The sequence below is a fragment of the Lentzea indica genome, assembly GCF_012184385.1.
Taxonomy (GTDB): domain Bacteria; phylum Actinomycetota; class Actinomycetes; order Mycobacteriales; family Pseudonocardiaceae; genus Lentzea; species Lentzea indica.
In genome coordinates, this window is the sequence record NZ_VSRL01000022.1 from 56,141 (window position 1) to 64,927 (window position 8,787).

At 67.2% G+C, this 8,787-nt stretch carries 8 protein-coding genes; 6 read left to right on the top strand and 2 right to left on the bottom strand.

Annotated elements, in window-relative coordinates; all coding sequences use genetic code 11:
* Positions 1-272: 272 nt before the first annotated feature.
* The gene (locus tag FXN61_RS09010; protein ID WP_167972162.1) at positions 273-932 is read right to left on the bottom strand and encodes a TetR/AcrR family transcriptional regulator; all 660 of its coding nucleotides are present in this window, start codon (positions 930-932) and stop codon (positions 273-275) included.
* A 118-nt stretch (positions 933-1,050) separates the two neighbouring features.
* Here FXN61_RS09010 and FXN61_RS09015 point away from each other — a divergent pair, with 118 nt between their 5' ends.
* From FXN61_RS09015 to FXN61_RS09030, 4 genes are all read left to right on the top strand, one after another.
* Positions 1,051-2,382: a cytochrome P450 gene (locus tag FXN61_RS09015; RefSeq protein WP_167972141.1), complete on the top strand. Its 1,332-nt coding sequence runs from the start codon at positions 1,051-1,053 to the stop codon at positions 2,380-2,382.
* A 60-nt stretch (positions 2,383-2,442) separates the two neighbouring features.
* Positions 2,443-3,243 carry an SDR family NAD(P)-dependent oxidoreductase gene (locus tag FXN61_RS50570; RefSeq protein WP_312877607.1) on the top strand — a complete coding sequence of 267 codons (801 nt, stop codon included), beginning with the start codon at positions 2,443-2,445 and terminating at the stop codon, positions 3,241-3,243.
* A complete protein-coding gene (locus FXN61_RS09025) occupies positions 3,240-4,730 on the top strand; it encodes a flavin-containing monooxygenase (RefSeq protein ID WP_167972145.1) in 1,491 nt (496 codons plus the stop codon). The genes FXN61_RS50570 and FXN61_RS09025 overlap by 4 nt, the downstream gene beginning before the upstream one ends.
* A 70-nt stretch (positions 4,731-4,800) precedes the next feature.
* Positions 4,801-6,075: an MFS transporter gene (locus FXN61_RS09030; protein WP_167972147.1), complete on the top strand. Its 1,275-nt coding sequence runs from the start codon at positions 4,801-4,803 to the stop codon at positions 6,073-6,075.
* 208 nt (positions 6,076-6,283) lie between these two features.
* On the opposite strand, the gene FXN61_RS09035 is transcribed toward FXN61_RS09030, so the two are convergent.
* Complete coding sequence (locus FXN61_RS09035; protein WP_167972149.1) at positions 6,284-6,691, bottom strand: hypothetical protein; 408 nt, start codon at positions 6,689-6,691, stop codon at positions 6,284-6,286.
* A gap of 144 nt (positions 6,692-6,835) precedes the next feature.
* Between FXN61_RS09035 and FXN61_RS09040 the strand changes: the two genes are divergently transcribed.
* Together FXN61_RS09040 and FXN61_RS09045 are read left to right on the top strand one after the other, a co-directional pair.
* Positions 6,836-8,200: a glucosaminidase domain-containing protein gene (locus tag FXN61_RS09040; protein WP_167972151.1), complete on the top strand. Its 1,365-nt coding sequence runs from the start codon at positions 6,836-6,838 to the stop codon at positions 8,198-8,200.
* A gap of 285 nt (positions 8,201-8,485) precedes the next feature.
* Entirely contained in the window at positions 8,486-8,659 is a 174-nt protein-coding gene (locus tag FXN61_RS09045; protein WP_167972154.1) for a hypothetical protein, read from the top strand.
* Positions 8,660-8,787: the final 128 nt, after the last annotated feature.

The window sequence follows — 8,787 nt, forward strand, 5'->3', positions numbered from 1 at the left end:
GGTGTCCTGGACATCGTCGGTTGGTTCGGCAACCAGTTCGCTCAGCACCAGGTGACGTCCGGCTGCAGCTCGTTCGCTGGAGACTCGTAGGGCCAGAGGCAGACGTCCGCACTGGTTGACCAAGGTCTGGGCGGCACCCAGCTCGACATCACCCAGGCGGCACCGACAAGATCGCGTGCCAGGCCAAGAGAATCTTTGGTGGACAACGGATCCAGCGTCAGGCGCTGCCGCCGACCGCGTGCACGTCGAGTAGGGGCCAGAGCGATCCCTGATCACTCAATCCTGGACAGAACCCATGGGTCAGCGATCAGCGACTGGTCGCTGGAGGCAGGGCCGAGCAGGGCGATGCACGCGGCAACGGCGAATTCGGTGTTGTCGCTGATGCGTCCGCCGTCCTCCACGGTGGTGGCGGTCAGCTCGCGCAGTCCGCCGAGCAGGATGATCGCGAGTTGCCGGGACACCGGCTCGGCGCGGACAACGCGCCAAGCCTCTGTGTCGCACAGCGTCTGGATCATGGTGACGAAGGCCTCCATCGTGTCTCGTTGCAGCCGGCGCGCCGCAGCGCCGAGCGATGGCACCTCGCGGATCCAGCTGAGTGTGATCGCGGGCTGGGCTTGCGCGCAGGCGATCCAGGCCTCAACGGCCTGTCGCACCTGGCTGGTCCACGGTGCGTCTCGGTCGACGGCGGCGGAGATCTGACGGATCATCTGCGCGTTCGCGTCCGTGAGAAGTGCGACGAAACAGGCTTCCTTGTCGGAGAAGTGTTCGTAGAACGTCCGGCGTGAGGTGCGCGCGCGACGCACGATGTCGGCGACCGTGGTCCTCCGGTAGCCCTCTTCCACGATCGACGCGGCGAGGCCGTCGAGCAACCGCAGGCGAAAGTCCCCTTGGTCGCCGCTCGCGCCCGCTTTGGCGTGGTCCCCGTGCCGCACAGTCGTCACGGTGGTCACGTTATTACCTCTGGTCCGACGACGCTCTTGCCCCGACTGGTACCAGGGCGTACCGTGTCGGCGGTACGCTCGCGTACCGCGCTGAGAAGGTGTTGTCCAGATGACGACCACCACGCTTCCTCCAGGTCCGTCGACGCCTCGATTCGTGCAGGCCGCCTATGCGCTGACCGTTCCGCGGCGGGGGCTGTACCAGATGCGCGACCGTTACGGGGACGCTTTCACCGTCAACGTGCCGACGTTCGGCAACGCGCTGATCATCAGCGATCCGGCCGAGGTCAAGCAGCTGTTCCTGGCCAGCCCTGACGACGTGGACAAACCGGACCGCAATCTCGGACGGGTCCTGGGGCCCGGTTCCATGTTCGCGCTCGTGGGGGAGGAGCATCGCAGGAGGCGCAAGCTGCTCGCACCACCATTGCACGGCCGTCGGCTGGCGGCCTACGAGAGGATCGTCGAAGAGGAAACGACGCGTGAGCTGGCGACGTGGCCGCAGGACCGTGCCTTCGCCACGCTGCCGTCGATGATGCGCGTCACGTTGAACGTCATCCTGCGCGCGGTGTTCGGCGCCGAGGGTGCCGAGTTCTCAGTGCTGCGCGGCCTACTTCCGCGGTTTGTCAAACTCGGCTCGTGGCTGGCTGTGCTGCCTGTGCCCAAAGCCGGCCACGGACGGTGGAACCCGTGGAGGCGGTTCCTGGCGATGCGCGCTGAGTACGACGCGATCGTGGAACGACTGATCACCAAGGCGGAGCGGGACGGGCACCTCGACGAGCGGGACGACGTCCTCTCGTTGATGCTGCAAAGTCGTTACTACGACGACTCGCCAATGAGCCGCAGCGACATCGCCGATCAACTGCTCACACTGCTGGCCGCTGGGCACGAGACCACGGCGACGACGCTCGCGTGGGCGGTTGAGCGCCTTCGCCGTCACCCCGCGGTCCTGCGCTCGCTCGTCGAGGAGGTGGACGCCGGTGGCAGCGCGTTGCTCGAAGCCACGATCCTCGAGGTACAGCGCACCCGGCCGGTTGTCGATCTCGTGGGGCGGCAGGTGAAGACCGATGGCTTCCAGGTGGGACGGTGGATCGTGCCCGAGGGGTACGTGGTGCTGGTCGGCATCGCCCTGATCCACGACAACGAATCAGTGTTTCCGAACGCACGAACGTTCGATCCGACCCGCTTCCTGGCTGCCCGGCCGGACTTGTACCAGTGGATCCCGTTCGGTGGCGGCACCCGGCGGTGCCTCGGCGCCGCGTTCGCCGGCATGGAGATGAACGTGGTCCTCCGCACCGTGCTGCGTGCCGTCACGCTGATGCTGACCGACGAACCCGGCGAGCGTTGGCACTCGCGCGGCATCGCCAACGCCCCCGCCAAGGGAGGTCGGACGATCGTTCGCCGCCGGACCGCCAGCCGCGGCCAGGCCCACCGAGCACCGTCATGAGGCAGCAGGCAAGGGGGACCAATGCCTCGACGACCTCCTAAGATCGCAGGCCGTCCCGTGGTGATCACCGGCGCAGCGTCCGGCATCGGCCGCAGCCTGGCCCTGCGTCTGTCGGGGCTGGGTTCTCCCGTGGCCCTCGCCGACATGGACGAGGCCCGGTTGAGCACGGTTGCGACGTCGTTGTGCGGCCCGGTGCTCAGCCGCGTTCTCGACGTCCGCGATGCGGCCGCGCAGCAGCGGTTCGCCAACGAGGTGCGCGAGTGGCTCCCAGCTCCTCTGGTTGCGGTGTTCAACAACGCCGGCGTCGCGGTGACCTCGGCCGTCCTGCACACCGTGCCAGAGGACGACGAGTGGCTGTTCGACATCAACTTCTGGGGAGTGGTCCACGGTACCCGTGCGTTCCTGCCGATCCTCGTCCACCAGAACGACGGCGTCATCGTGAACACCTCGAGCGTGTTCGGCCTGCTCGGCATGCCGCACCAGAGCGCCTACTGCGCCTCCAAGTTCGCCATCCGCGGATTCACCGACGCGCTGCGCCAGGAACTGCGCGGCACCGGCGTGCGCGCCGTGACCATCCATCCGGGCGGCATCACCACGAACATCGCCCGCAACGCGCGCATGCGCACCGACCCCGAGGGTCTCGGGCGGACGAAGGAACAGATGGCGGCGCAGTTCGAGGCCGCCACGATGACATCGCCGGACAGGGCGGCAGCGATCATCCACCGTGGCGTCGAGCGCGGCAAGGCACGGATTCTCGTCGGACCGGACGCCTACCTGTTCGACGCTCTTGCCCGGATCACGCCCACCCACTACCACGCCGTCGTCTCGCGTCTGCGGGCCAGACGGAGGGAGTCCGTGTGACTACGACGACCGAGCACCTCGACGTGCTCATCATCGGCGCCGGTCTGTCCGGCATCGGAGCGGCACACCACATCCAGTCAGCCCTGCCCGGCCGGACCTACGCAGTCCTCGAGGCGCGCGACACGATCGGCGGCACCTGGGACCTGTTCCGGTACCCCGGTGTGCGGTCCGACTCCGACATGCACACGCTCGGCTACCGGTTCCGGCCGTGGACGCAGGCCAAGGCCATCGCCGACGGACCGTCGATCCTCCGCTACATCCGCGACACCGCCGCAGAGGCGGGCATCGACCAGCACATCCGTTTCGGGCACCGGACGGTGCGCGCGGAATGGTCCACATCGGACGCGTGCTGGACGGTGGAGGTGGTCCACCGCGACGAAAAGGTCCGACTGACCGCTGGCTTCTTGTACGTCTGCACCGGCTACTACCACTACGACGCCGGCCATGTACCCCACTTTCCCGGCATCGAACGGTTCGGCGGGACCGTCGTTCACCCGCAGCACTGGCCGGAGGACCTCGACCACGCAGGCAAGAAAGTGATCGTGATCGGCAGCGGCGCGACGGCCGTCACGCTCGTACCCGCCATGGCTGCGAGTGCCGCACACGTGACGATGCTGCAGCGCTCGCCCACATACGTCATGCCGTTGCCGTCGGAGGACGTTGTCGCGAAGATGTTGCGGCGCCTGCTCGGCACACGACACGCATACCCGATCGTGCGGTGGAAGAACGTTGCGGTGGGCACGCTGATCTACCAGCTCAGCAGACGCCGTCCGCACATCGTGAAGTCGGTGCTCCGCAAGGCGGCGATCCGACGACTGCCGCCCGGCTACGACATCGACATGCACTTCAAGCCCCGCTACCAACCGTGGGACCAACGGCTGTGCTTCGCGCCCGACGGCGACCTGTTCGCCACGATCAACCAGGGACGGGTGTCCGTCGTGACCGATCGCGTCGCGGAGTTCACCGAGGCGGGGCTGCGCCTGGAATCGGGCGCCGAACTCGAGGCGGACGTTGTCGTCACCGCCACCGGACTGCGACTGCTCGCCCTCGGCGGCATCCGGCTCGCCGTCGACGGCCGCGAGGTCGAGCTCCCGAAGACCATGGCGTACAAGGGCATGATGCTCAGCGGGCTGCCGAACCTCGCCTTCACGGTCGGCTACACGAACGCGTCGTGGACACTGAAGGCGGACCTCGTCAGCGAGTACGTGGTACGCCTGCTGCGGTATCTCGACACCCACGGCTACGACCAGTGCACACCGACCAACGACGATCCGGCCGTCACCGAGCAGCCACTGCTGGACTTCCAAGCCGGTTACGTGCTGCGGTCCATCGACGAGTTCCCGAAAGCCGGCTCGCGGCCACCGTGGCGGCTCGGCATGAGCTACGCGCACGACCTGCTGAAGCTGCGGCACGGCCCGATCGACGACGGCGCCATGCGGTTCTCCCGCCGCCCTGTGCCCCACAAGGCCCTTCGCCAGCAGGCATAACTCACCAACACTGCCCTGCAGGCGAGTACGGGCGTCCTACAGCCGTCTCGACAATTCTGGGAGATGTCCGGTGCCACCGTTCTACGCGCGCGAGTTGACGCGGTATCCAACGGGTTCCCGGCGACTGCGCTATCTGCTGATGGCGGTACTGGCGAGCCTCATCGTCAACTTCGAGGGCCAGCTCTCGCCCGTCGTGCCGCTGTTGCTCGAAGACATGGGGATGTCGCTGAAGACCTACGGCCTGATCGGTGCGCTGGCCGTGGCCGTTGGCGGCGTCTCGGCCGCGATCGGTGGCCGGATCGCCGACCGGCACGGCCGCGTCGTGCTGTTGATACCCGCGCTGGTGCTCGCCGCCGTGTGCAACCTCGCGACCGTGCTGGTGCAGACGCCGACGCAGTTTCTGCTGGTGCGCTGCATACTCTTGTTCATCGAGGGCGCGGCGGTCACGAGGACCGCCGGCCTGGTCCGTGACTTCTCGCCGCGGCTGGGACGTGCCACGGCGTTCGGTTTCTGGACGTGGGGACCGGTCGGTGCCAACTTCCTGGCCGCCGGCCTCGCGGGCGCAACGCTGTCGATCTTGGCGAGCTGGCGGTCGCAGGTAATCATCATGGGCACCATCGCGCTGGCGTCCTCCGTCGTGATCATGTTCTTCATCGCGGATCTGTCACCGAAGTTGCGGGCGCGCGTCATCACGTCCGAGTCGGACATGGCCATGGCGGAACGAAGCGTGGTCGACCTGCGCCTCACCAAGGGACTCATGGCACACCGGGTCTTCTGGGCACATCTCGTGGGCATCACACTGTGGTTGGTCTGGTACTGGACGATGCACATCTTCGGACCAACACTGCTGGTGCAGGCGTTCGGCCTGGCCGAGAGCCGAGCCGCGGCCGTCATGGCCGTCACCTGGGCGTTCAACCTGCTGGCGCTCGTCGCCGCCGGACGGCTGTCCGATCGCCTGCAGGCGCGCAAGCCGGTGATCCTCGCCGGCGTGGTCAGCGGCATCGTCGGCATGGCGGCGCTCATCGCCGTGGTCGACAGCGGGAAGGCGAACGTCGGACTGTTGGTCGGGCTCAACGCGCTGCTCGGCATCGCGATGGCGGCGGTGTACGCGCCCTGGATGGCGCTCTTTTCCGAGGACGTGGAGGATCTGCGGCCGGACCTGCAGGCCACGGCATGGGGCGGTTTCGGCCTGTCCGTCCGGCTCATGATCGTGGTCGTGCTGATCATGTCGCCAGTCGTCGCGGCCGACGGTACGAGATGGAGCCAGTGGCTGCTGATCGCGATGCTGTGCAATGTGCTCTTCCTGCCCCTTGTCTTCCTGCTCGGCGGACGCTGGCGCCGCTGAACAGGCAACGCGCAACCCGTGCACGGTTCCGTCTCATGACCGTGAGGCCCAAGCGGAACGTCGTGCAGTGGTTCGTGGTGCTCGCAGTGCTGGTCACTGGGTGCGGGATGCCAGCTCGACCGTTGCCGGAAGGCATTGTGCTGCGAGCGCAGCAGTTGGTCGGCGTCCCTGACATGACTGCGTTGCGCGAGTTCAGCCTTTGGAGGTCCTAATGCAACGACTGGTGGCGTTGGAGGCGTCGCCAGCGGATGATCGAGCAGCCGAGGCTGAGGAAGGTTTCGTGGATGTCGTCGCGGATCTCCCAGCGGATGCGCAGGCGGCGGAACCAGTGCAGCAGGGCCAGGGTCTGCTCGACCACCCATTGGTGTACGCCCAGTCCGGCGCCGTGGTCGACACCGCGGCGGGCGATGATCGGCCGGATGCCCTTGGCGCGGATCTCTCTCGGTACTTGCCGTGGTCGCGCGCCCGCCAGATGCTGAACCGGGCTACCAGATTCAGCGGCGAGGCCACCGCACTCGGCGGCGAGACTGCCCGCGTGCTGATCATCACCGCCGCCTCGCCCAATAGTGCGGGAGCCGCAGCCCAGCTGTCGTCGGGCTCGCCGTCTCCCCGCCACTGGGCTGTTCTCGTCGTCCGCAAACGACCTTTTCAGGTGACTTGCAGGCGCTTCGGCGAAGCACGGCAGAGCCTCGGGGTGTCCACTGAGGACCGACAACGATGCTCAGCTTATCCGACGAACGGGAATCCAGAAAGGACAGTCATGGGAACCGCAGCTCTCGCGCTGCTCGCCGCGCTCGCCCTCACCGGCACGACACAGGCGGCGCCGGCCGAGATCAACCAAAGGGAAACCCGCGAGAAGGCGATGGCGGAGTATCACGACGACTTCATCGCCGTAGCCGGTCCGAGCGCCCAGGCCGTGCAGGCCGAGTACCGGGTGCCCGCGTCCGTCGCCGCCGCACAGTCGATCCTCGAGTCCGGCTGGGGGCGCAGCACGCTGTCGGTGAACGACAAGAACTACTTCGGCTTCAAGTGCACCGGTCCCACCAGTCCCGGCCCGATCGCGATCGGCTGCCACCAGTACCTCACCGAGGAGTGCACGCCCGACTGCCACACCACGACGGCCTACTTCCGGGTGTACGCCTCGATGCGCGACTCGTTCCGTGACTACGGCAGGCTGCTCTCCACCTACTCCGTCTACGCACCGGCGTTCAACCACCTCGACGATCCCGACGAGTTCGCCCGCAAGATCGCCGTGAGGTACGCGACGGACCCCGAGTACGCGAACAAGGTCATCTCGCTGATGCGCACATGGAACCTCTACCGCTTCAACCTCGGCTCCGGCTCGTCGCTGTCGGGTGACGGCAGGAGCGACGTGGCCGCGGTGCTGGGCGACGGCCGGGTGAAGGCGTGGCGCAACGGCGCGGGCTTCGCACCCCATCCGTGGGACGCGGAGGCCATCGTGGGCTGGGATTTCACCGACGACGGCCTGCACTTCGCCGACCTCGACGGCGACGGTGACGAGGAGATCATCACGGTCCTCGCCGACGGCCGGGTCAAGGCCTGGCGCCACGGCGGCACGTTCAGGGACAACCCGTGGGACGGCGCGCAGGCCGTCATCGGCAACGGATTCGGCAACGACACCGTGCACTTCGCGGACCTCGACGGCGACCGCAAGGCCGAGATCATCACCGTGCTCGCGGACGGTGATGTGAAGGCCTGGCACAACGGCGGTGGGTTCGTGGACTACCCGTGGTCCGGCCTCGATGCGATCATCGGCACCGGGTTCACCAACGAGAACCTCCACTTCGCGGACCTCGACGGCGACCGCAAGGCCGAGATCATCACCGTCCTGCCCAGCGGTGAGGTGAAGGCGTGGCACAACGGTTCGGGCTTCGCGTACTACCCGTGGGACGGCCGTGAGGCGATCATCGGAATGGGCTTCACGAACGACACGGCGCACTTCGCCGATCTGGACGGCGACGGCAGGTCCGACATCGTCACGGTGCTCGCCGATGGCCAGGTGAAGGCGTGGCACAACGGCGCCGGCTTCGCGTACTACCCGTGGGACGGCCGCGAGGCGATCATCGGAACGGGCTTCACCAACAGCGGGCTGCACCTCGTCTGATCTACGAAGCGCAAGCCCGTCGTCGGCTGGGATCGTGATGTTCGCGACTGACGTGCCGAGGGCGGGATCGACCACCAAAGAGGCGTAAGCCGAGAAGCGCCGTGACGATGACCTCGGCGAACAGAGCACCGGCTCGGCGCGCTGGAGGAGATCATCGACCCCGACGAACGAACCTCGCAGAAGGGCTTCGACCATGACCATGGCCGACATCAACCACCAGGGGCTTCACCGAGTGCCCGATGTGCAACGTGCACCGGCTGATCGAGCCCGGCCGCCGTCATCCTCGTGTCCACTTTCGATGGACACCGCGTTGACCTGATGACCAACGGCTTCAACATGCCGATCGCCCGCGGCGCGTTCATCGGCCTCGTCCTCGGCCCGTGGGACCACAGCTACGACGCGCTGCGGACCACCGTGGCGACGGAGCGGTCTCGACCACCGCGTCCACTGTGGACCTGAGCGACCGCAAGACCAAAATGGGCGCTACCTGACCCGCTGATCACAAGAGAGCAGGAACGACCATGTCCACCACGCACGAACTGCTGCGCCGGAGCGTCTCGGACCCGCGACGCCGCGTCCTGCTGACC

Coding starts and splice junctions, on each gene's coding strand:
- FXN61_RS09015 (WP_167972141.1), top strand. CDS start 1,051: ATGACGACCACCACGCTTCCTCCAGGTCCGTCGACGCCTCGATTCGTG.
- FXN61_RS09040 (WP_167972151.1), top strand. CDS start 6,836: ATGGGAACCGCAGCTCTCGCGCTGCTCGCCGCGCTCGCCCTCACCGGC.